22 protein-coding genes and 1 tRNA gene are annotated in these 20,615 nt (G+C 63.9%); 7 read left to right on the top strand and 16 right to left on the bottom strand.

Annotation, left to right across the window (positions count from 1 at the left end; translation table 11 throughout):
- Positions 1-102: 102 nt before the first annotated feature.
- The 7 genes from ACSBOX_RS04775 to ACSBOX_RS04745 form a co-directional block, all read right to left on the bottom strand.
- Positions 103-1,254 (bottom strand): GNAT family N-acetyltransferase, encoded by a 1,152-nt coding sequence (locus tag ACSBOX_RS04775; protein WP_442545041.1) that lies wholly within the window; start codon positions 1,252-1,254, stop codon positions 103-105.
- Positions 1,233-2,318, bottom strand: a complete 1,086-nt coding sequence (locus tag ACSBOX_RS04770; RefSeq protein ID WP_442545040.1) for a GNAT family N-acetyltransferase — start codon at positions 2,316-2,318, stop codon at positions 1,233-1,235. The genes ACSBOX_RS04775 and ACSBOX_RS04770 overlap by 22 nt, the downstream gene beginning before the upstream one ends.
- Before the next feature lie 111 nt (positions 2,319-2,429).
- The gene (gene rplA / locus ACSBOX_RS04765) at positions 2,430-3,137 is read right to left on the bottom strand and encodes a 50S ribosomal protein L1 (protein ID WP_442545039.1); all 708 of its coding nucleotides are present in this window, start codon (positions 3,135-3,137) and stop codon (positions 2,430-2,432) included.
- Positions 3,138-3,324: 187 nt separating this feature from the next.
- The gene (rplK, locus tag ACSBOX_RS04760) at positions 3,325-3,756 is read right to left on the bottom strand and encodes a 50S ribosomal protein L11 (protein ID WP_018773647.1); all 432 of its coding nucleotides are present in this window, start codon (positions 3,754-3,756) and stop codon (positions 3,325-3,327) included.
- 129 nt (positions 3,757-3,885) lie between these two features.
- Positions 3,886-4,716, bottom strand: a complete 831-nt coding sequence (gene nusG, locus ACSBOX_RS04755; RefSeq protein WP_442545038.1) for a transcription termination/antitermination protein NusG — start codon at positions 4,714-4,716, stop codon at positions 3,886-3,888.
- Positions 4,717-4,830: 114 nt separating this feature from the next.
- Positions 4,831-5,112 (bottom strand): preprotein translocase subunit SecE, encoded by a 282-nt coding sequence (secE, locus tag ACSBOX_RS04750; protein ID WP_442545037.1) that lies wholly within the window; start codon positions 5,110-5,112, stop codon positions 4,831-4,833.
- Between the two features lie 82 nt (positions 5,113-5,194).
- Positions 5,195-5,267, bottom strand: a tRNA-Trp gene (locus ACSBOX_RS04745).
- Positions 5,268-5,577: 310 nt separating this feature from the next.
- Between ACSBOX_RS04745 and ACSBOX_RS04740 the strand changes: the two genes are divergently transcribed.
- Entirely contained in the window at positions 5,578-6,807 is a 1,230-nt protein-coding gene (locus ACSBOX_RS04740; RefSeq protein ID WP_442545036.1) for a pyridoxal phosphate-dependent aminotransferase, read from the top strand.
- Positions 6,808-6,923: 116 nt separating this feature from the next.
- Here the strand turns inward: ACSBOX_RS04740 and ACSBOX_RS04735 are convergent, their stop codons facing one another.
- A complete protein-coding gene (locus ACSBOX_RS04735) occupies positions 6,924-7,595 on the bottom strand; it encodes a LuxR C-terminal-related transcriptional regulator (RefSeq protein WP_078108070.1) in 672 nt (223 codons plus the stop codon).
- A complete protein-coding gene (locus ACSBOX_RS04730; RefSeq protein WP_442545035.1) occupies positions 7,592-8,968 on the bottom strand; it encodes an ATP-binding protein in 1,377 nt (458 codons plus the stop codon). Before ACSBOX_RS04730 ends, ACSBOX_RS04735 begins: the two co-directional genes overlap by 4 nt.
- Before the next feature lie 125 nt (positions 8,969-9,093).
- Here ACSBOX_RS04730 and ACSBOX_RS04725 point away from each other — a divergent pair, with 125 nt between their 5' ends.
- The 5 genes from ACSBOX_RS04725 (at position 9,094) to ACSBOX_RS04705 (ending at position 13,331) form a co-directional block, all read left to right on the top strand.
- Positions 9,094-10,611, top strand: coding sequence for a PspC domain-containing protein (locus tag ACSBOX_RS04725; protein ID WP_442545034.1), 1,518 nt, complete (start codon positions 9,094-9,096; stop codon positions 10,609-10,611).
- A 1-nt stretch (position 10,612) separates the two neighbouring features.
- Positions 10,613-10,918, top strand: coding sequence for a hypothetical protein (locus ACSBOX_RS04720; RefSeq protein ID WP_442545033.1), 306 nt, complete (start codon positions 10,613-10,615; stop codon positions 10,916-10,918).
- Positions 10,919-10,963: 45 nt separating this feature from the next.
- Entirely contained in the window at positions 10,964-11,221 is a 258-nt protein-coding gene (locus tag ACSBOX_RS04715; RefSeq protein ID WP_442545032.1) for a PspC domain-containing protein, read from the top strand.
- A 258-nt stretch (positions 11,222-11,479) separates the two neighbouring features.
- Entirely contained in the window at positions 11,480-12,505 is a 1,026-nt protein-coding gene (locus tag ACSBOX_RS04710; protein ID WP_078108065.1) for an ATP-dependent 6-phosphofructokinase, read from the top strand.
- A 94-nt stretch (positions 12,506-12,599) separates the two neighbouring features.
- Positions 12,600-13,331, top strand: a complete 732-nt coding sequence (locus ACSBOX_RS04705; protein WP_442545031.1) for a GNAT family N-acetyltransferase — start codon at positions 12,600-12,602, stop codon at positions 13,329-13,331.
- Here ACSBOX_RS04705 and ACSBOX_RS04700 read toward each other — a convergent pair.
- The 7 genes from ACSBOX_RS04700 to ACSBOX_RS04670 form a co-directional block, all read right to left on the bottom strand.
- The gene (locus ACSBOX_RS04700; protein ID WP_442545030.1) at positions 13,328-14,866 is read right to left on the bottom strand and encodes a DHA2 family efflux MFS transporter permease subunit; all 1,539 of its coding nucleotides are present in this window, start codon (positions 14,864-14,866) and stop codon (positions 13,328-13,330) included. The two genes, ACSBOX_RS04705 and ACSBOX_RS04700, sit on opposite strands and share 4 nt — an antisense overlap.
- A 54-nt stretch (positions 14,867-14,920) precedes the next feature.
- A complete protein-coding gene (locus tag ACSBOX_RS04695; RefSeq protein ID WP_442545029.1) occupies positions 14,921-15,481 on the bottom strand; it encodes a PadR family transcriptional regulator in 561 nt (186 codons plus the stop codon).
- A 98-nt stretch (positions 15,482-15,579) separates the two neighbouring features.
- Positions 15,580-15,993, bottom strand: a complete 414-nt coding sequence (locus ACSBOX_RS04690) for an ankyrin repeat domain-containing protein (protein WP_442545028.1) — start codon at positions 15,991-15,993, stop codon at positions 15,580-15,582.
- Positions 15,990-17,075, bottom strand: coding sequence for a CAF17-like 4Fe-4S cluster assembly/insertion protein YgfZ (gene ygfZ, locus ACSBOX_RS04685; protein ID WP_442545027.1), 1,086 nt, complete (start codon positions 17,073-17,075; stop codon positions 15,990-15,992). Before ygfZ ends, ACSBOX_RS04690 begins: the two co-directional genes overlap by 4 nt.
- Before the next feature lie 22 nt (positions 17,076-17,097).
- Positions 17,098-17,820, bottom strand: coding sequence for a flavodoxin family protein (locus ACSBOX_RS04680; protein WP_442545026.1), 723 nt, complete (start codon positions 17,818-17,820; stop codon positions 17,098-17,100).
- An 86-nt stretch (positions 17,821-17,906) separates the two neighbouring features.
- Entirely contained in the window at positions 17,907-18,506 is a 600-nt protein-coding gene (locus tag ACSBOX_RS04675; RefSeq protein WP_442545025.1) for an FABP family protein, read from the bottom strand.
- A gap of 184 nt (positions 18,507-18,690) precedes the next feature.
- Complete coding sequence (locus ACSBOX_RS04670) at positions 18,691-19,425, bottom strand: permease (RefSeq protein WP_442545024.1); 735 nt, start codon at positions 19,423-19,425, stop codon at positions 18,691-18,693.
- A 316-nt stretch (positions 19,426-19,741) separates the two neighbouring features.
- Here ACSBOX_RS04670 and ACSBOX_RS04665 point away from each other — a divergent pair, with 316 nt between their 5' ends.
- Positions 19,742-20,440 carry a winged helix-turn-helix transcriptional regulator gene (locus ACSBOX_RS04665; RefSeq protein ID WP_269995998.1) on the top strand — a complete coding sequence of 233 codons (699 nt, stop codon included), beginning with the start codon at positions 19,742-19,744 and terminating at the stop codon, positions 20,438-20,440.
- The last annotated feature ends 175 nt before the right edge of the window (positions 20,441-20,615 follow it).

The following is a 20,615-nucleotide window of genomic DNA, read 5'->3' as shown; positions in this document are numbered from 1 at the left end:
ACAGAGTTGAGCTGTGCCCGGAGGAGTGGATTCCCATCAACCGACGGTCTTTGGTAGTTCAAGCTTACGGGACAGGCAAGTGCATCGCCAAATCGCGCCGCCTCACTCGGAGGAGGTGACCCTCGGGCCCATGTTCGGCAGTTCCTTCTGCCACAGCCCCGTTACCCCCGCCGTGGTGAAACCCAATTGCTTGTTCACCGTCAGCAGGTACCGGTTTTCGGGAGCATTCCAGGTATAGATCACCCGGGCGTCGGGGAACTGTTCGCTGAGGCGTTGCATATTGGCGACCTTGATGAGGAGTCCCAACTTGTTTCCCCGGTGCTCCTGCAGGACGATCGTGTCGTCCTGGAAGACAACATCCTGGCGTTGCGCCAGCACCCCGATCGTGGTCAGCCCGACGATCCGCCCGCTGGCGATGTGCTCGACGGCGGTGACCACCGTTCGGCGCCCCTGCGCGACGGCGGCGTCTTCCGCCTGACGCAACACACCGGCGTCGAACACCAACTGCTGTTGCTCGGCTTCCGCAGCGTCATTGCCTTCGGACACCACTTCCCCGGCTGCGTTCTCCAGCGCGGCCACGGCTTCGAGCCACTGTTGAGGGCAACGGTCGGTCCAGTGGTGGACCCGGTAGCGGCCGGCGTTCGCGTCTTCGGCTTCGGCCTCGAGCTCGGCAACGAGCTTTGTATCCAGCGGGAGCGCGCAGGAACTGAACTGTTCGATGTGCTGGAGGGTGTAGCCCGTTCGCCGGGCAAAATCGACCTCGCGGCTGGCCAAAGGAACAAAGCCCAGGCCGCTGCCAGGCACGAGCTGGCCCTCGGCACCACCGCGCAGGGACTCCGCAGGGTGGTTGGTGTCCACCATGATCATCGTCCGGCCCTCGCTTTTGGCGAAATGTTCGGCAGCTTCCAGAAGCTGCCGTCCGACGCCCCTGCGCTGGAATTCGGGCAGGATGTCCAGGGTGAACTCGGCGAGGTCCATGTTGTCGGCAAGGGGCAGCGCGATGTCCACGGTACCGACAATGCGCCCGTCAACGCGGGCCACGAGAATGACCTGGCGTTCGTAAGGGTCCCCGAGCTCGAGCAGCTTTTCCAACGGGGTGTAGGCGAGATCGTCCGTGCCCCAGATCTGCATGCGGACCCGGCGGCTGACTTCGACGGCGGCCAGGAAGTCCTTCGCGTCATCGGCGTCAAGGGAATCAGGGATCCAGAGTTGGCCGATCTCCACCGTGCTCGTCATTTGATCCTCTTTTGCCATTCGCCGTCGTATCCCGCCGGTTTGAAGCCGAGCTGTACGTTGATGGACAGCATATGTTCGTTTTCCTCGGCGTTAAAAGTCATGACGCGCTCCACCTCGGGATATTCCTTTTGCAGCCTGCGCAGATTGGCCAGTTTGACGAGCATTCCCAGTCCGTGGCCGCGGTGCGGCTTTGCCACCAAAGTGTCGTCCTGTTCGACCACCCGAGGCTTCGCGGGATCAAGGTAGATCACGGTGTACGCGACAAGCTCCGCCGACCGCCGATGTTGCGCAGCGGCCACAAGGGCAACCCTGCCCCCGGCAAGCGTCGTGTCCTCGAGTTGCCTGACCCGGGCGGCATCCCAGGCCTCTGCCTCGATCTCAAGGCCTCCCGCCGGGGTATCCGTGCTCATCCGGCCCATCAGTCCGGCCAACTGGTCCGCAAATTCGCCGGGGCAATGACTCGTCCACGCAAGGACCGCGTAATCGGCGTCGGCTTTGGCATGCGCCGCAAGCTCCAGCCTTTGCCACTCCCCGTTGTGGTCCATGTCGAGCGTGCTGAATCTGCTGGCCTGTTCAAGGGCGTACCCATTCTTGAGGCAAAAGGCCGCTCCCGGCCCGTCTTCGGGTACTCCCCCGGGGGCCGCGGCTGACTCGAAAGGTCCTGCGGTGCCGATCGGGTGTTCGGTGTGCGCCTGAAGGACGCGCCTCCCCCGGGCCTCCGCAATCCCCTCGACGGTACGGAGCAAAGCGGTTCCGATTCCATGCCGGCGGTACTCCTCCAGGACGTCTACTTCGAGCCACGCGGCATGGACGTTATCCGTGAGTGGGACGTAGCAGGAGGCGTGCCCGACGACGCGTCCGTCAACCCGGGCGAAGAAATTCCTCGATGCCTCGTACGGGGTATCGCGCCATCCCGCGAGCCGGACCTGCACAGAGAGAGCCCTGTCCAGGCTTCCCCAGGTTTCGTGCACCATAGCGTCCATCATGGAGGAGAGCTCCCGGAAATCCTTGCCGTCCGGCCCGTTCAGGGACTCCGGCAGGTTGAGCTCGTGGATGCTGAAATCCGGCAGCCGGCCTGTCATGCCCTCAGCCTAATGAGCGCCCGCCACCCGCGATAGGTGCCGGTTGCATACAACGAAAGGACCGCCCGGCGAATGCCGGACGGTCCTTTCAGAGTCGATGCTCCCGGTGGCTTACGCCTCGGTGAGAACCTTGGTGACGTTGGGGTCAACCGAGATGCCCGGGCCGAACGTGGTAGCGACCGTAGCCTTCTGGATGTAACGGCCCTTGGAAGCGGACGGCTTCAGGCGAAGCACCTCTTCCAGGGCAGCTGCGTAGTTCTCGGCCAGCTTCAGTTCATCGAAGGAAACCTTGCCGATGATGAAGTGCAGGTTCGAGTGCTTGTCGACGCGGAAGTCGATCTTGCCACCCTTGATGTCGTTGACGGCCTTGGTGACGTCTGGGGTCACGGTACCGGTCTTCGGGTTCGGCATGAGGTTACGCGGGCCGAGGACCTTACCGAGACGGCCAACCTTGCCCATGAGGTCAGGGGTCGCCACTGCGGCGTCGAAGTCGGTCCAGCCGGCTGCGATCTTTTCGATCAGGTCATCGGAACCAACGAAGTCGGCGCCTGCAGCGATTGCTGCTTCTGCCTTGTCGCCCGTTGCGAAAACCAGGACGCGGGCAGTCTTACCCGTGCCGTGCGGCAGGTTGACGGTGCCGCGGACCATCTGGTCGGCCTTACGCGGGTCAACGCCCAAACGGAAAGCGACCTCAACGGTGGCGTCGAACTTGGACGGGTTGGTGTCCTTGGCGAGCTTGATGGCCTCGAACGGGGCGTAGAACTTGTCCGCCTCGATCTTGGCTACGGCTGCCTCATATGCTTTGCTGCGCTTTGCCATGCTGCTTATTCTCCTTGTGCAGTTGTGGTCTACGGACCGCGCTGGGCCCTGCCACAGTTGGACATCCGGCTGGTTTTGTCCGGACCGGGTTTCCAACATTTTCAATATTTCGATGGTGCCGGTTTCCCGGCGGTGCTATCCGGCGTCGTCAGTTTCCCGAACAGACGCCATGAAGCGATGAGGGGAATTAACCCTCGACGGTGATGCCCATGGAACGTGCGGTGCCGGCAATGATCTTGGCTGCGCCCTCAAGGCTGGTGGCGTTGAGGTCTTCCATCTTGGTGGTGGCGATCTCGTTAACCTGTGCCTGGGTCAGCTTGGCAACCTTGACGGTGTGCGGCGTGGCCGAACCCTTTGCAACGCCTGCAGCCTTCTTGATGAGCTCTGCAGCCGGCGGGGTCTTGGTGATGAAGGTGAAGGAACGGTCTTCGTAGACCGTGATTTCAACCGGGATAACGTTTCCGCGCTGGGCTTCCGTTGCAGCGTTGTACGCCTTGCAGAATTCCATGATGTTGACACCGTGCTGGCCAAGCGCAGGACCGATCGGCGGGGCCGGGTTGGCGGCACCTGCCTGGATCTGCAGCTTGATGAGGCCGGTGACCTTCTTCTTGGGAGCCAATGTAGGTCCTTCTCTCAATAACTTCCTAGGACACAGGAGCGTGCCTCAGGTTGATGGCCGCCATGGCGAGGCGGCCGGCCGCTCCGTGGCTGCTAAGCGGGCAACCGCGGGGCGAAATTCTTGGATCAACTAGATCTTGGTGACCTGGTTGAATGCGAGCGTAACCGGGGTTTCGCGTTCGAAGATCGACACCAGGACCACAAGTGTCTGGGAGTCCATCTTGATCTCCGAGATCGTGGCGGGAAGGGTCTCGAACGGACCTTCCTTGACGATGACGGACTCGCCAACTTCGAAGTCGATGTCGACGGGTGTCTGGTGCTGCTTGTTGACCGGCTTGCCCTTTTCGGCCTGCTGCTCTTCGAAGACCGGAGCCAGCATGGAAAAGACCTCGTCGAGGCGAAGCGGGACGGGGTTGTGTGCGTTGCCCACGAAGCCGGTGACACCAGGGGTGTGGCGGACGGCGCCCCAGGACGCGTCGGTCAGGTCCATGCGGACGAGGACGTAACCCGGAATGCGTACGCGGTTGATGATCTTGCGCTGGGCGTTCTTGATCTCAACGACTTCTTCCATGGGCACCTGGATCTCGAAGATGTAATCTTCCATGTCCAGGGTCTGGATGCGGGTCTCAAGGTTGGCCTTGACGCGGTTTTCGTAGCCGGCGTAGGAGTGGATGACGTACCAGTCACCCTCCTGGCGGCGAAGCTTGGCCTTGAACTCCTCAGCGGGGTCGGCGGGCGCTACGGCTGCAGCGGCGGCCAGGGCGTCGGCGTCGGAAGCTTCGGCGTCGTCTGCGGACTCGTCGTCGGCGGACTCATCCTGGTCGGCGTCGTCGACGTCGGCAGTTTCGGGCGCAGCAGAATCGACCTCGGATCCTTCCACGGCGTCAGCCGTGGCGTGGGCCGTGCTTTCAGCGGGCCCATCCAGCTCAGTCTCAGTTACCTCGAGCTCCTGCTCAGACACTTGGTCTCCTGCTTCCTCATTGCCTAACATGCCTATTTAAATGGCTCAATTCCGCAAACCCTGCGAAATCCCTTGATTTTCCGGGGATTCCACGCGGTTTGCGGAGCGATCCGCTTAGTGGTTCGTGGTGCCAGTAGCGCCGAAAACCCATTTGATTCCCGTACCGAAAGCCAGGTCCAGGATGGTGACGACAAGCATCATGATGGCCACGAACACCAGCACCACGACTGTGTAGTTGACCAGTTCCTTGCGGGTGGGGGCAACTACCTTCTTGAGCTCACCAATTACCTGGCGGACAAAAAGCGCAATTCGAGCAAAGAGGCCGGAATCGGACTTCTTGACAGGGCGGCCCTTCGAGCTGCTCGCAGCTGTTTCGGTCACCTGATCCTCACTCATCTATGCAAACGTCGTTGACCCGACTCTGATCAGAGCCATGGTTGCTGCGCTTGTTCCAAGGAGAACCCCGGAACAGCTTGCGCAGGGCAGACAGGACTCGAACCTGCAACCTGCGGTTTTGGAGACCGCTGCGCTACCAATTGCGCCACTACCCTATGGAACGAATCCATATTTTGGCCACACTCCATCAATGCCAAGGAATCCCGAAGAACACGGGAATCCGGAGCCAGTCTGGGGCGCGGACCATTGTGATGTTTTTCAACACCGGTGAACCAGTCTACGCAAGAACGTCGCGATAGTCGAACCGGGCCATTTCCGGAGCGTTCAGGCCCTGCCGCTCCTGTGATCAGTGTCAACTGTCACTTTCTCGACGTTAGCCCGATAGCTCCGCAGAACAGCATAAAGTAGATTCCGTCGAATCCCACCATCCAGCTCATGAGCTGCCCGCGAAGAACGGTGCCTTAAATGTCTGCCGGAATACCTGCCGCCCGCATTTCACAGCGAATTTCCGCCATCGCCGAATCCGCCACCCTTGCCGTTGACGCCAAGGCCAAGGCGCTCAAGGCAGCGGGTCGCCCCGTGATTGGCTTCGGCGCCGGGGAGCCCGACTTCCCGACACCCGACTACATCGTCAAGGCCGCCGTCGAGGCCGCCGCCCAGCCGAAGTACCACCGGTACTCCCCCGCTGCCGGCCTGCCGGAGCTGAAGAAGGCTATCGCGGACAAGACGTTCCGCGATTCGGGCTACAAGGTTGACCCTTCCCAGGTGATGGTGACCAATGGCGGCAAGCAGGCCGTCTACAACACGTTCGCCACCCTTGTCGATCCGGGCGACGAAGTAATCATCCCCACGCCTTTCTGGACCACTTACCCGGAGGCGATCCGCTTGGCTGGAGGCGTTCCCGTTGAGGTCTTCGCCGGCCCCGAACAGGGTTACCTGGTCACCGTGGAGCAGCTCGAAGCCGCGGTCACCGACAAGACGAAGATCCTGCTTTTCGTTTCGCCGTCCAACCCGACCGGCGCTGTCTACAGCGCCGAACAAGTGGCCGAGATCGGAAAATGGGCCGCCGCGAAGGGCCTCTGGGTCGTCACCGACGAGATCTATGAGCACCTGACGTACGACGGCGTGCCCTTCACGTCGATTGCCACTGCCGCCCCCGAACTCGGCGACAAGGTGGTCATCCTCAATGGTGTCGCCAAGACCTACGCCATGACGGGATGGCGCGTTGGATGGATGATCGGCCCGGCCGACGTCATCAAGGCCGCCACCAACCTCCAGTCGCACGCGACGTCGAACGTTTCCAACATCATGCAGATCGCAGCCCTCGCGGCAGTCTCCGGTCCGCTGACCGCCGTCGACGAAATGAAGGTGGCCTTCGACCGCCGCCGCAAGGCGATTGTCGCCGGACTGAACGCGATCGAGGGTGTGGAATGCCCGACCCCGACCGGCGCCTTCTACGTGTACGCCGACGTCCGCGGACTGCTGGGCAAGGAATTCCCGACGTCGAACGGTCCCGTCCGTCCGGCAACGTCCGCTGAGCTTGCCTCACTGATCCTCGACGAGGTTGAGGTCGCTGTTGTTCCGGGCGAGGCCTTCGGCCCTTCCGGTTTCGTTCGCCTCTCGTACGCCTTGGGCGACGACGACCTCGCCGAAGGCGTTCGACGCCTGCAGGAATTCCTCGGCCAGGCCAAATAACCAGCCCGCCTGCACAAACGCCCGCTCACCTTGGGATAAAGGTGAGCGGGCGTTTGAGTTTAAACCCCCAAAGGTGGGCGGGCGTTTGAGTTTAAACCCCCAAAGGTGAGCGGGCGTCAGAGGAGGCGGCGCTCGGCGGCCCACTTGGTCAGTTCGTGGCGGCTGGAGAGCTGGAGCTTGCGGAGCACTGCCGAGACATGGGTTTCCACGGTCTTGATGGAAATGAACAGCTCTTTGGCCACCTCCTTGTAGCTGTAACCCCGGGCGATGAGGCGCATGACTTCCAGTTCCCTCGCGGAGAGCCGGTCGAGTTCGTCGTCCGCGATCTCGGCAGGGGACGTTCCAAACGCGTCCAGGACAAAACCCGCCAGCCGCGGCGAGAAGACTGCGTCGCCGTCGGCCACGCGGATCACGGCGTCGGAGATCTCGGGGCCGGAAATGGTCTTGGTGACATAGCCACGTGCACCGGCCCGAATGACGGCCACGACGTCCTCGGCGGCGTCCGAGACGCTCAAGGCCAGGAAGCTCGTGCTCCCTCGCAACGCCGAGGACCCGCTGATGACTTCCCGCCCGCCACCGCCAAGGCCGCCCGGCAAATGGACGTCAAGCAACACCACTTCAGGCTGAACCTCGGCAATCACGGCGATGGCTTGTTCCACTGTTCCGGCTTCGCCCACCACGTCGATCCTGGAATCGAGGTCGGCCTTCAGCCCGGACCGGAAGATGGCATGGTCGTCCACGATCACCACGCGCACGCTCCGCTCCACTTGCTCTGATAGGGCATTCATGCTTTGGCGTCTCCGTTTCGGTTTTCTGCTTTGTCGGCGTTCTCGACGGGTAGTTTCAGGCGGACTTCCGTGCCGTCGGAACTGCTCTCGATGACCGCCGTACCGCCGTGGCGTTTCATCCGTCCGATGATTGATTCCTTGACTCCGAGCCGGTCTTCCGGGACGGCATCCGGGTCGAAGCCGGGTCCGCGGTCCCTGACGAAGACCTCGCTGCCCGAGTCGGAACTCTCGAGATAGACGGACACGGCTCCGCCGCCGTGCCGGGCGGCATTGTGCATGGCTTCCCGCGCCGCCAGGACGAGGGCTTCGTGCCGGTCCGTCATGGCTGCGTCTCCCACGCTGACGACGTCGACCGGGTGTCCGTGGGCGTCCTCCACCTCGGCTGCGGCCGCGGCAATCCGCTCCGCCAGGAGTCCCGAGTCCTTCGCGGCGTCCCGGTACAGCCAGGTGCGCAGCTCACGCTCCTGAGCACGGGCGAGGCGGACCACGTCCTGCTCGGACCCCGCCCGGCGCTGGATCAAGGCGAGCGTCTGCAGTACTGAATCGTGCAAGTGGGCGGCAATCTCGGCCCGCTCGGTCTCGCGGACCCGCGCCGCCCGCTCAGTTTCAAGGTCTTTCCAGAACTTCAAGCCCCACGGCAGCAGCACCAGGGCGACGCCGCCCAACACGGCGATGGAAGCCAACAGCGCGAGCCAGGTCTGCTCCCACGAGCCGGAACCGGACACCATGACCAGAACCCCAGCAACCACAAGGGCCAGGCCTGCGGCGAGGCGGACCCAGCCGCCGGCCTGGTCGGCCTTGGTCTTGTCCACCAGTCCGGCCCGGCGCGTCTCGTCCAGCTGCATCCAGGCAATCGCCGCTCCGCCGAGTATGGCCGCCGCCGGGATCAGCGTGCCGAGGGGCACCTCGACGCCGAACTGCCGGGCGATGAGGATAGCGGCCACCAGGAGGAGGCCGGCTCCCAGGAGGATTTCCTTCCCGTACTGGATGCGCTTCACCCTGAACCAGGAGGCGAAGACGGGCGCCGGTGCGGACAGCGGCAGCGGCTGCGCGCCGCCGTCGGGCGCTGTTCCCCCAGGTGTCATGCCCGCCGAAGGGGTCATCTTCGCCGAAGGAGGCATGCTCACCGCGGGAGCAATGGGCGACGCCGGCCGGCGGCTATTGCGGCGGGCGTTTTCGTCGGCGGTGGGCACCATGACCCACAGCCAGGCGTAGAAGGCCAGGCCCGCGCCGCCTGCGAACGAGGCCAGGACCATACCGAGCCGGATGTACTTCACGGGCCAGCCAAGGTGGTCCGCCAGGCCGCTGCACACGCCGGCAATCATCCGGTCGCCGCTTCGGACCAGCGGCGGGCGTTGCATGGCGGTTGTCATGAATCCATCCAAACACGTATCAGGGCCTTCGGCGCCCGAAGCTAGGGCATCTCAGGGGGCCACTCAGGGAACGTTCAGGGTATCCCCCAATAGAGGGCTGCGCCGCGGGACGGCAAGATCGAAGTATGAACGCGAACAGCATGAATCCCGAGGACCCCGGACAAGCACCGGAGCCCGGACAAACTGCAGAATCCAGCCACCCTGCCGGGGCAGGCTCGCCCGAGGAACCGGCACAGCCAAACGCCGGCCACACCGGCGGCACGGCACCGGACTACGCTGTGCCCGCTCCCCCGCAGAACTTCTTCACCTGGATCCGCAGCCAAGGCATCAGCCGTGGCCGGGACCGGTGGGTGGGCGGCGTAGCGAGCGGCATCGCGCACCGCTTCGGGATCGATCCTTTGATCGTCCGCGGCATCTTCATCATCCTCACCCTCTTCGCCGGCATCGGCATCCTGCTCTACGGCATCGCCTGGGCGCTCCTGCCCGAACCCGATGGCCGCATCCACGCCCAGGAAGCCGGGGCGGGCCGCTGGTCCGCGGGAATGACCGGCGCCCTCATTACGACCATCATCGGATTGCCAAGCCTCGGCCGCGGCTTCTGGGGATGGGGTTGGAACGGCGTTCCCGGAATCCTCTGGACGCTGTTCTGGGTAGGCGGCATCGTCTACCTGATCTATTTCCTGGTCCAGCGCAGCAAAGCCCGTAACGGAAGGCAGAACATGGGCCCCCACCACTATTCGGCCGCTCCAGGTTCCTTTAGCGGCACAGGCACACAGGCCTCGACAGGCTATCCAGCCGGCCCGTACAGCGCGGGCCCCTACGGCGCCGGGACTTCCGGGGCGGGGACTTCCGGGCCTGAGACTTACAGCGCGGGGACTTACAGCACCGGGGCTTACGGGGCGGGTAATGACGAGGCCGGCGGGCCCGGGACCCCTTCAGGCCCCGTCAATCCCACGGGCCCCTACCCACCGGCCGGCGCACCCAAGCACCCCGGGCGCCCCGAGCGGCAGAGGCGGCAGGGACCGGGCGCGGCGATCGTAGCGGTTTCAGCGGGCGCGGCCCTGCTGGCCGGCGGAACAATCAAGCTGCTCGACGCCGGCAACGTCATCCACCTGGGCGATGCCGCCAACGCGGTGGTCTGGGCCACAGGCGCCGCAGTCCTCGGCCTCGGCATCCTGGTTGCCGGGCTTCGAGGCCGCTCGTCGGGGCTGCTCGGCTTCCTGGCCATCGCGACGCTCGTGATCGGGGGCATCTTCAACATCGCCCCCAACGCGGACCACTTCCGCCTGCAGAATGCCCAGTGGAATCCCGTGAGTATCGACGACGCCCGCAAGGGCTTCGACATTACCGGGGCCAACGGGACCGTCGACCTGACCAAGCTGAACCTGAGCGCCCCGCTGAGCTCCGACGTCGTGGTTCCCATGGACGTGACCGCAAGCAACATCAAACTCCTTGTCCCCGCGACCGTGCCGGTGGAGGTCCAGGCAGACATGACCTTTGCGAACCTCAAGCAGGACGGTAGCGCCGTCGCCCAAGGCAACGGCGGCACGCTTGACAGCTTCAACATGGACAAGCCCGGGGCCAAGCTGGTCGTCAAACTCAATGGAACCTTCAGCAACGTCACCGTCCAGGAAGGAAACTGACATGAGCACGCACGAACCCACGCGGGCATTCGAACCAGACCCTTCGCCGGTGCCTGCACCGTCGTCCCAAGCCCGGGCAAGGGTGGGCACGGTGGTCTGGGGCCTGATCGTCCTGGCACTCGCAGCCTTGATCATCATTTCCAAACTCGGCCTCGTGGCCCTCAACGGCAACTATGTGCTGATCGGGCTCATGATCGGAGCAGGTGCGGCACTCGTGATCGGAGGCCTGGTGTCGGCGCGCTCCCGAAAGGGCAGCGGGTCCGGCCCTGACTCCGGGACCGGCGCCGACGATTCCGGCCACCGCTAGCAAGAAGCACGTGACAAAGCAGCCACAACACGGAAGGCTCTAGCCATGAACAAGTTCTTCAGCATCGTACGGGGCATCGGCCTGAAGCGCGGTCCGCAACGTTGGATCGGTGGGGTTTGCGGTGGCATTGCCGCCAAACTGAACGTGGACGTGGCTTACGTCCGCATTGGCTACCTGATCTTCTGCCTGCTCCCCGGGCCAGCCGTGGTCATCTACATCGTGGCCTGGCTGCTGCTTCCCAATCAAAGGGGCGACATTGCGCTGGAATCTTTCCTCACCCAGCGTTCGCTAGGCAAGAAATAGAAGTACCCGGCCCCACGGATTACGGGCCGGCGAGTTCACCGGCGCCCCGCCACTTCGGCGGGGCGCCGGGCTCGTTAAACCGGGCTCCGTAGCTGTCCCTGCAGTCCGGACCTGCCCATCCCATGTCCACGGTGTTTCAAAAGTCTCATCCACGGCGGTGGTCATGGTTTGTGTCCCACCCCACATTGCCCCCTACAATCGTTGTGAGCTCAGCGTGGCGCTCTGCACGTATACCTCCTAGCCAGGATTTGAGCCCTCATGAAAATTGGAATCCTTACCAGCGGTGGCGACTGCCCCGGACTCAACGCCGTCATCCGCGGCGCCGTCCTCAAGGGGATTGCCATCCACGGCCAGGAATTCGTCGGTTTCCGGGATGGTTGGCGGGGCGTCGTGGAGGGCGACGTCATCGACATTCCCCGCACGATGGTCCGCGGTATCGCCAAACAGGGTGGAACCATCCTTGGCACGTCCCGCACCAACCCGTTCGAGAACGGCGGCGGGCCGGACGTCATCAAGGCCCACATGGACCGCCTCGGCATCGACGCGATCATCGCCATCGGCGGCGAAGGCACCTTGGCCGCTGCGAAGCGCCTCACCGACGCCGGCCTAAGGATCGTGGGCGTCCCCAAGACCGTGGACAACGACCTCGACGCCACCGATTACACCTTCGGTTTCGACACCGCCGTCCAGATCGCCACCGAAGCCATCGACCGGCTGCGCACCACCGGAGAATCCCACCACCGCTGCATGATCGCCGAGGTCATGGGCCGCCACGTGGGCTGGATCGCCCTGCACGCCGGCATGGCCGCGGGCGCGCACGCCATCCTGATCCCCGAGCAGAAAGTCAGCATCGAGCAGATCACGGAATGGGTCCAGGAAGCCCACGATCGTGGCCGTGCACCGTTGATTGTTGTTGCCGAGGGTTTTGTACCGGACCACATGGAAGCCCCGCACTCCGAACGCGGCCTCGATACCTTCGGCCGGCCCCGCCTGGGCGGCATCGCGGACCAGCTCGCCCCCGAAATCGAAGCCCGCACGGGAATCGAAACCCGCGCCACGATCCTCGGCCACATCCAGCGCGGCGGCGTCCCCTCGGCTTTCGACCGCGTGCTGGCCACCCGTTTGGGCATGGCAGCCATCGATTCCGTCGTGGAAGGCCGTTGGGGAACCATGGTGGCCCTCAAGGGCACCGACATCGAGCACGTGGGCTTCGAAGCTGCCCTCGGCAAACTCAAGACCGTCCCGCAGAACCGCTACGACGAAGCCGCGGTGCTGTTCGGCTGAGCCGGCTCCTCAAAGGGAGCTTCCAGGAGCAGGCGGGTGCCACCAGGTGCCCGCCTGCTCCTTCCTTTTCCAGGGACTGCATAGACTCGATGTCATGGAACTTGATGCGGGATCGGCGGAAATTGTGCTTCTGGCCTGGGCCCGGCATTTAGGGTTCGACGACGAAGCGTTCAGTTTCGTCTCCGGCCCAGCCGCTGCCCGCACCGGGGAGCGCTTGGTCAGGGAAGACGACGACGCCGAATCCATCACGTTCGTGAGGCTCTTTGGCCGCTCCGCATTGGTGGCTCCGGCATGGGCGGTGGCCGCCGCCGTCGAGCTCTCAGACGATGAACTGAGCGAGCATTCCGCACTGTTGCGGATCAGCCGCGAACACGGTGGCCACGGGCTGGGGACGTCGGCGCTGCTGTTCGCCGACGATCTTCCCCTTTTCCAGCCGGGCGGCGAAGTCACCGTCTCCCACGGCCATCCGGAGGCAATCGAGTTGGAGGGCAGGTGCCCCCCGGACGATGTCAATGAGGTCCACCTCTCAAAAATGCACCACCATTTCACCGTGATGGATGGCAACGAACCGGACCGCAAACCGGTGGCCTGCGGTGCCTACGCGGAATGGCAAGGGATCCTCGCCGACATGGGCGTCCTGGTGCCGCCCGAATTGCGCAGGCAAGGGCTGGGAACCCTGGCCGCCTCGATCGCCGCCCACGAGGCACTCGCTTCCGGCCTGACGCTGCAATGGCGGACCGCGCTGGACAACCGGGGTTCCATGGCCTTGGCCCGAAGGCTGGGATTCGCCGACGGCGGCATCCAGGCCTCCGTACTGCTCCGCTAGCGCCTTGCCTGGCTGCTGTCCGCCGGGGAATCTGCCTCGGACGTGGCTGCGGCAGCCGGGGAACCCCACCCCTGGACGGCCTTGGGCTTGCCGAACAACAACGCCGCTACTGCGCCCAAAAGAATCGCAAAGGCCGGCAGCAGGACCGACTGGCTCATCGCCGTCGAGAATCCGGCGTGCAGGAATTCCGGCAAGCTTCCGGTGAATCCGCCTTCGCCGGCCGGGGCGGCACCTGGCGGAGCCGCGGGCAGCTCAGCGGCGAGCCGGGATTGGATCAGCGCGGCAATCGCGGCGGATCCGAGCACGGCACCGATCTGGCGCGTCGTGTTGAAGACGCCGGAACCGGCTCCGGCGGAACGCGGCGGGAGGTTGCGGGTGGTGGCGTTGGAAACCGGTCCCCAAATGAAGCCGTTGGCCACGCCCTGGAGTGCGCTCGGCAGCAGGAACATCCAAATGGGAGTGTCCGGCTTCAGGAGGGATGAGGTCCAGAAGAGTGCTCCGGACAAGCAGACGAGCCCGAAGGCGGCGAACCAGCGCGGGTTGATGCGGTCGATCAGCTTGCCGACAAAAGGTGCCAATGCGCCGGAGATGACGGCCATGGGAATCATGAGCAAGGCAGACTGCGTCGGGGACAACCCGCGGACCACCTGGTAGTAGAAAATGGTCGGCAGCGGGAAAGCGGTGATGGTGAAGCCCACGGCCATGATGGTGGTGTTGCCCAGGGAGAAGTTGCGGTCCTTGAAGAGGCCAAGAGGCAGCAAAGGTTCACCGCCGCGGCGCTCCAGCAACCACTGCCAGAAGACGAACAAGGCCAGGACAACGAGTCCCGTGACGATCAGTCCCCACACGGTGATGGGTCCGGTGACGGTGCCCCACTTGTAGCTTTGGCCTTCCTGGATGCCGAACACCAGCAGGAACATACCCGCTGCGGACAGCAGCACGCCCAGGACGTCGAATTTGTGGCTGTGCGTGGTCAGCTTCGGTACCAGCCGGGTCACGAGGACGAAGGCAACGACGCCGATGGGAACGTTGACGAAGAAGATCCACTGCCAGCCGAGGCCGTCAACCAACACGCCGCCGAGGATCGGGCCGACGAGGATGGCCATGCCGGCCGTGGCTCCCCAGAGGCCCATGGCTGCGCCGCGGCGGTCCGGCGGGAAGATCCGGGTGATGACGGCCATGGTTTGAGGCGTCATCATGGCTGCGCCGATGCCCTGGACCACCCGGGCCGCGATGAGCATGCCGATGTCGCCCGAAAGGCCGCACCACAGTGAAGCCAAGGTGAAGACCACGAGGCCGATCAGGTAGAGGTTCTTGGGCCCGAAGCGGTCGCCGAGCCTTCCCGTGATCAGCAACGGCACGGCGTAGGCGAGGAGGTAGGCGCTCGTCACCCAGATGACGGAGTTGATATCGGTGTGCAGGCCCTCCATGATCCGTGGGTTCGCCACGGAGACGATGGTGGTGTCGATCAGGATCATGAAGAACCCGACCACGAGGGACCACAGTGCGGGCCACGGTTTAGCTACGTTTTCCATGGGTTTCCTTTGACTGTGCTGAATTTGTTGCAGGTTGGTGCGAGGGACGGGCGTTTACCATGGCAATTGCCCACTGCGGAGATCGTTTTGGAAGGTGCGTATCCAGTCGATTTCCGTCCGCAGCATGGTTTGTTGGTACTTGACGTCGATCCAGAACTTGGGCTCGACGCCTTTGGCAGCGACGGCTTCTTCTCCTTGGACCAGGAAGTCGAGTTGGTTTTCCAGGTTCGTAATGCGGTGGTCCAGGAGTTCGAGTACGACGCCGGACGGCAGGTTGTGTGCCTCGGCGATCGCGTGCGGAAATATCGGGTACTCGTTCACGGGTTCCGAAAGCATGTTGTGGAGGCGCTCCGTCAGCGCCTCCCGGCCGGTTCCGGTGATCCGGTAAGTAGTGCGCTCAGGCCGGTTGCCTGCGCGGTCGATGCCCGTCGACTCGACCAAACCTGCCTCTTCGAGCCGAGCGACGGCGTGGTAGAGGGTACCCGGCCTGACCTTGACCAAGCGGTCTTCGTGGCGGGCCATCAGGAGCTGGTACATCTCGTACGGATGCATCGGCGCCTCGACAAGGAGGGCCAACGCGGCGACGCCAAGTGGAGTCAGTGCGGCTCGTGCCATTTCCCCATCCTCCGTGAGAACTATTCCACGACAACTATTCCACATGGAGTATTTGATCGCAAGCGGTCCGCCAGCCATGCCAGGCGGGCCGTCTTGGTTTATCCGAGCAGTTCGAGAATCTCCGTGCGGGCAAACATCCGCGCGGCCTCGCGCGCCGTGGGCGTCCCGGCGTCGGGATCGGCCCCAGCGTCAACCAGAACCCGGGCGACTTCCGTGTAACCCTTGAAAACTGCGCCGGCCAGCGGAGTCTGGCCCCGGTCGTTCGCTCCGTTTGCCTCTGCACCGTGGTGCAGCAGGAGCTGAACGGTTTCAGCATGGCCGTGGTATGCGGCGAGCATCAGAAGCGAGTCCCCGGCGGCAGTGCGCATTCCAGCCGGCGCACCGGCGTTGAGGTAGCTGCGCAGGAGCACCGAGTTGCCTTCCCTGGCGGCATCGAACAAGGTGTGCGCCAAGGCAATGGCCTCGTCGTCGGCACCCTTCGCTTGGGCTTCAGCGCCGGTCGTTTCGCTCATCGGTGGGGTCCCTTCAGGAATCCGGTCTGGCGCCCCACCACCTGTCCGGCGTCGGGGGCGACGATTATTTCCTGGGCGGCCGGGTAAGGCTCCTCGCCGTCCAGCACGGTCAGCACTTCCTGCGGGTCCACGGACCGTTTGATCAGCGCCAGTCCGACTGCCCCCATTTCGAAATGCTGGGCTACGGATGTCAGCGTACCCACCTTGCGCTCTCCGGCAAATACGACGCTGCCGGGCGCCGGGAGGGTGTGCTGCGAGCCGTCCAATTGCAGGAAAACGAGCCGCCGGGGCGGGTGTCCCAGGTTGTGGACGCGGGCGATGGTCTCCTGGCCCTTGTAGCAGCCCTTGGACAAGTGGACCGAGGTCCGCAGGAGATCGAGCTCGTGCGGGATGGTCTTCTCGTCCGTCTCCGCGCCGAGCCGGGGACGCCAGGCGGCAATGCGGAGCGCCTCCGCCGCCAGCGAACCGGCGAGTGCCATGCCCTCCACGGCCGCTTCAAGCTCTGCCGCGGGAATGAGGTACTCGAACCAGGGACGCTCGAGGCCGGGATGGGAGCTTTCCTCCACCACGCTGTACGAATAGCCGCCGACGCCGATATGCGGCCACGGGTCCTCCCAGGCCAGCCGTTCGGACCACGCGTCAATGGCCTTGGTTGCGCCGACAACCGCCCAATCGGCAGACACGTCGGCCACCTCGACGCGCAACATGAAGCGCATCTTGTTGAGCCACTCCGCCAGCGGGCCGGCCTCTGCGGCCTCGACCAGCAGCCAGGTGGTCTCGCCGTCGTCCACCACGCGGGCGTCGAACTCGATGCGGCCTTGGATGGTGAGGAGCAGCAATTCGCTGGAGACGCGCGGCTGGAGGTTGGTCAGTTGCTGCGAGGAAAGGGTGTTGAGCCAGCTGAGGCGGTCCGGGCCGGTGACCGTGACAACGCCCCGGTAGGAAAGATCGACGACGGCGGTGCCGGCCGCGAGGGCGCGCTGCTCCCGCAAGGGCTCGCCGTAGTGGGCCGCGACGCCGGAGTCCTCGCCGCCGCCTTCTACAGCTCCGGGGCGCGACAAAAGGGGGCTCTTGTAAGTCATATGTAGTAGAAGTCCTTGGGGCTCAGCGGTATTCCGGGTTTTCAAAATCGAAGCGCGTGCCGGCTTTCCACTCATCCGGGAGGTTGCCGTACGCGGGAATGCCGCCCGCATCCTTGAGCATCCGGGCGTAGTGGAGCAGGTTCCAGGTCATGAAGGTGGTGTTCCGGTTGGTGAAGTCGCTCTGGGGGCCACCGGATCCTTCGTCGAGGTAGCTGGGGCCGGGGCCGACCGCACCGATCCAGCCGGCATCGGCCTGGGGCGGGATGGTGAAACCCACGTGCTGGAGGCTGTACAGGACGTTCATGGCGCAGTGCTTGATGCCATCCTCGTTGCCCGTGATCAGGCAGCCGCCGACCTTCGGATAGTAGGCCCACTGGCCCTTGCTGTTGAGCTGGCCCGAATGCGCGTAGAGACGTTCGATGAGCTTCTTGGTCTGGGAGGAGTTATCGCCAAGCCAGATAGGACCGGCCACCACCACGATGTCGGCTTCCAGCACGGCCGGGTACAACTCCGGCCATTCATCCGTGGCCCAGCCATGTTCGCGCATGTCCGGATACACACCGGCGGCAATGTCGTGATCCACGGTCCGGATCACCTGGGTACTGACGCCCTGCTTTTCCATGATGCGCCGGCTGATGGTTATCAGTCCGTCGGTATTGCTCACTTGCGGGGATGGTTTGAGTGTCCCGTTGAAAAACACAGCCTTGAGGTCGTCATAGCTGGCGGGCTTTGTTGCTTCGTTCACTTGCTGCTCCCCTTTGGTTCGGACTGCGAAACGGGACGTTCAGTGAGACCTCTTCGGTGAGACCTTGAAGCCAGCGAACAGGCTCCCTAGGAGAGCTTGTTCAGGAAAGCCGAAGCATGGGCCTCGAGCGACTTACCCGCGGTGGACACATCCCAACGCCACAATAGATTGCCATCCACGAGGCCGAAGATGCGTGTGGCCGCAGTGTATTCCTTGGAGTGGCCGCCGCGCATCACCATATCGGTGCTCAACTGGATCTGCGGCCCCTTGATTTGGCCGTAGTAGAGCTCGCTGATGCCACCGGGATGGGCGATCGTCACAGCGATGTCGAACCCGCCGTCCGCGTTCCGGTGCGCCTCGACGTCGTCGGCCGTCTTCAATACCGGGACCATTTCCGCCGGAACCAGGCCCGGTCCGCCGTCGGCGTCGAGCATTTTCCGCTCCAGCGCCCAGAAGCCCGTTTCCACGGTGAGAGGCCGCAATTTGGTGCCGTCCTCGTCGCTGAGCCAGCTTTCCGCGCGGTACTCCAAGTACGGCAGACCGTGGTGCGTAAAGGAGACATGTTGGATGAAGTGATCCGAGTCCTCTTCACCGCTCCCCAGCCGTCCCCGGCCTTCCCACTCACCAATGAGCCAGGAAAGGGGGACCAATTCGGGTGTCAGGTCGGAAGGGATTTCGATGGGCACAGCAATTACCTCAGTGGAACGGAAGGTACAGGTTGATCAAAAGCGATGGGAGCTCTACTTCTGGCCCTTGAAGAGACGGTAAACGACAAAACCAGCGAACCAAGCCATCGAGAGGCTGGCCAGGCCGAGGAGGACAAGGAAGAAGATTTCAAATGCAAGTACGGACATGATGCCATCCTAACTGTTAGTAGATGAGTAGTTTGTCGATGAAGTAGCACATGGCCCCAACCGCCCAGACGGGCGCAACGCCCATTCCAAGGACGGCCGGGAAATTCAGCCGGCCGAGCCGTAGCGTCACCATCCGACGGAAACTGACCAGGATCGAACCGATCACGACGCCCACGACCATGGCGGGAACGATCGCGATATCGGAGAACACCAGGCCCGCCAGCGGGGCCACCAAACCGGCCGCCACGATGCCCAGGGGCGCCACGACCCGGTCCGGCCAGCGCAACAAGCCTGCGAGAAGGGCGACCGCTGCACTGAGGGCCGCCACCAACAGCATTTCCTTGATGCCGTTGAACCTCGCACCCGCAATCCAGCCCGCTCCAAGGCAGCTCAGCAGGACGCCGGCGCAACTGCCCAGCGTGGATTCGAGGCGTTGGGCCTGACCCGTTCCGCGGATCAGCTGCACGACGAACACCGCAATCACGCCGGCGGCGATGAAGCCGGGCGTTGCGTCGAGAAATCCAGGGGCCGGGACGAAGCCTGCAGCCAGGGCTGAACCGGCGCCGCTCAGCCCGATCACGGCTGCGAGGGTCTTCTTGGCGGGGACTGCAAGAAAATGGGGCCAACCGACGCCAACGGCGGCCGACGCCAGAATTCCGACGGCGACCAACCCCTCCGTGGGGCCGTAAGAGCTGGCGACGAAAACCGCGAGCGCCACGAGGCCGACCACCCCGATGCTCCAAGACTTCACTGCGCCCCTGACCTCACTGTGTCCCTTACCTCGCTGTGCGCTTGATCGGCTGGCCCCCTCGGGGCTCCGTTTCGATCCAAGCTCCGACCAACCTCGTGACAATCCTGCCTTATACGGCACAAATATGTCGCAAAGAGGGGTTGAAGGTGACACGAATCCCTGACGTTGCAGGGGCCTTTGGGTATACTCGGTTGTCAACAGCGCTTCTTGTTGCAACGCTTCCGTTACAACGGAACCACGCCCCATAAGCAGCTACCGGCCGGTGGAAACCCGGTTCAGACGCCCGATGATGCGCGGACCGCCCATTGGAGGAACTATGTCGCACATCCTGCTCCTGACGAACAGCACCGGGTCGTCGGTAGACATCCTGCCCGCCTTGGAGCTATTGAACCACCGGGTCCACATTCTTCCGGCCGAGCCCACGGCATTGCTCGAGACCGACCCCACCGACGTCGTTTTCCTCGATGCCCGCAAGGACCTGGTCGGAGCCCGTTCGCTGACCCAGTTGCTGAAGGCCACGGGCTTGAGCGCACCCCTCATCCTGATCCTCACCGAAGGCGGGATGGCTGCCGTCTCTTCCGCATGGTCCGTGGACGACATCGTCCTCGACTCTGCGGGACCGGCGGAGGTCGAAGCCCGGATCCGACTGGCCGTTGCCCGCGCGATTCCCGGCGAAGAGGAAACCAACACCGAAATCCGGGCGGCCGGCGTCGTGATTGACGAAGCAAGCTATACGGCCCGCGTGAACGGGCAGCCGCTCAACCTGACCTTCAAGGAGTTCGAACTCCTGAAGTACCTGGCCCAGCACCCGGGCAGGGTCTTCACGCGCCAGCAGCTTCTCACCGAGGTCTGGGGCTACGACTACTACGGCGGCACGCGCACCGTGGACGTCCACGTCCGCCGCCTGCGCGCCAAGCTCGGCGTGGACCACGAGAACCTCATCAGCACGGTCCGCAACGTCGGCTACCGGCTGACGTTGGTCCGCTTGCAGGAAGATGAGCTCACGGAGGCCTAGCTTCAGAACCCCACGCTTTGAAACCCCCACGCTTTGAACACAAGGAAGGCCCGGACTCAACGAGTCCGGGCCTTCCTTCGCTTGAGTGGAGGACATACGGGTCGAACGTATCGAGGCCACCCCACTGGTGGATCCCCCTCGTATCCCGCTTAGCAAAGCCGGACGAGATATAGAC

The organism is Arthrobacter sp. KN11-1C, from assembly GCF_052180225.1.
Classification (GTDB): Bacteria; Actinomycetota; Actinomycetes; order Actinomycetales; family Micrococcaceae; genus Arthrobacter.
Note: the sequence above shows the minus strand (reverse complement) of the source record. Positions and strands in the feature narration are given on the sequence as shown.

Bases quoted from the DNA above. Each gene is read 5' to 3' on its own strand.
- ACSBOX_RS04775 (WP_442545041.1), bottom strand. From the start codon at position 1,254: ATGGCAAAAGAGGATCAAATGACGAGCACGGTGGAGATCGGCCAACTC.
- ACSBOX_RS04770 (WP_442545040.1), bottom strand. From the start codon at position 2,318: ATGACAGGCCGGCTGCCGGATTTCAGCATCCACGAGCTCAACCTGCCG.
- rplA (WP_442545039.1), bottom strand. From the start codon at position 3,137: ATGGCAAAGCGCAGCAAAGCATATGAGGCAGCCGTAGCCAAGATCGAG.
- secE (WP_442545037.1), bottom strand. From the start codon at position 5,112: ATGAGTGAGGATCAGGTGACCGAAACAGCTGCGAGCAGCTCGAAGGGC.
- ACSBOX_RS04740 (WP_442545036.1), top strand. From the start codon at position 5,578: ATGTCTGCCGGAATACCTGCCGCCCGCATTTCACAGCGAATTTCCGCC.
- ACSBOX_RS04735 (WP_078108070.1), bottom strand. From the start codon at position 7,595: ATGAATGCCCTATCAGAGCAAGTGGAGCGGAGCGTGCGCGTGGTGATC.
- ACSBOX_RS04730 (WP_442545035.1), bottom strand. From the start codon at position 8,968: ATGACAACCGCCATGCAACGCCCGCCGCTGGTCCGAAGCGGCGACCGG.
- ACSBOX_RS04725 (WP_442545034.1), top strand. From the start codon at position 9,094: ATGAACGCGAACAGCATGAATCCCGAGGACCCCGGACAAGCACCGGAG.
- ACSBOX_RS04720 (WP_442545033.1), top strand. From the start codon at position 10,613: ATGAGCACGCACGAACCCACGCGGGCATTCGAACCAGACCCTTCGCCG.
- ACSBOX_RS04715 (WP_442545032.1), top strand. From the start codon at position 10,964: ATGAACAAGTTCTTCAGCATCGTACGGGGCATCGGCCTGAAGCGCGGT.
- ACSBOX_RS04710 (WP_078108065.1), top strand. From the start codon at position 11,480: ATGAAAATTGGAATCCTTACCAGCGGTGGCGACTGCCCCGGACTCAAC.
- ACSBOX_RS04705 (WP_442545031.1), top strand. From the start codon at position 12,600: ATGGAACTTGATGCGGGATCGGCGGAAATTGTGCTTCTGGCCTGGGCC.
- ACSBOX_RS04700 (WP_442545030.1), bottom strand. From the start codon at position 14,866: ATGGAAAACGTAGCTAAACCGTGGCCCGCACTGTGGTCCCTCGTGGTC.
- ACSBOX_RS04695 (WP_442545029.1), bottom strand. From the start codon at position 15,481: ATGGCACGAGCCGCACTGACTCCACTTGGCGTCGCCGCGTTGGCCCTC.
- ACSBOX_RS04690 (WP_442545028.1), bottom strand. From the start codon at position 15,993: ATGAGCGAAACGACCGGCGCTGAAGCCCAAGCGAAGGGTGCCGACGAC.
- ygfZ (WP_442545027.1), bottom strand. From the start codon at position 17,075: ATGACTTACAAGAGCCCCCTTTTGTCGCGCCCCGGAGCTGTAGAAGGC.
- ACSBOX_RS04665 (WP_269995998.1), top strand. From the start codon at position 19,742: ATGTCGCACATCCTGCTCCTGACGAACAGCACCGGGTCGTCGGTAGAC.